This window comes from Desulfogranum japonicum DSM 18378, assembly GCF_000429945.1.
Classification (GTDB): Bacteria; Desulfobacterota; Desulfobulbia; order Desulfobulbales; family Desulfobulbaceae; genus Desulfogranum; species Desulfogranum japonicum.
Genome location: NZ_KE386995.1, coordinates 1 through 442, shown reverse-complemented (window position 1 = coordinate 442; position 442 = coordinate 1). Strand labels below are relative to the sequence as shown.

The following is a 442-nucleotide window of genomic DNA, read 5'->3' as shown; positions in this document are numbered from 1 at the left end:
ATAGCCCATCCAGCCGCGCAGATACTCGGCCAACTTGAACATTCGGTACTCCATGGAGACGCCCCAGCTCCGTCCGGTCAGCTCCTTGATGCGCTGTTTGAAACGCACAAAGGCCTTGTCCGACCAGCGGATCTTGGCACCGGTAAAGGAAAAACCGAGGAAGGTGATCTCGTTGGTGTGAGCCACCTCGAAGTCTCCGCTTATCTGCTCTTCTCCTGGTTGACTTTGAGCTTGAGCTTCTTTTCCAGGAACCTGGTGATGCTGGCCATGACCCGTTCGCCTGCCCGCCGACTCTTCACCAGAATGACGAAGTCATCGGCATAGCGGGCGAACCGGTGGCTTCGTCCCTCCAGCTCCTTATCAAGCTCATCCAGGAGGATGTTACTGAGCAGTGGCGAAAGCGGACCACCTTGGGGAACACCCTTGCGGGTATCATAAAGGC

The 442-nt window shown here is 56.6% G+C and carries 1 pseudogene; it reads right to left on the bottom strand.

The annotated features are described in order from the left end of the window. Positions 1-442: pseudogene (locus G493_RS34970) on the bottom strand (reverse transcriptase domain-containing protein); the annotation flags it as partial.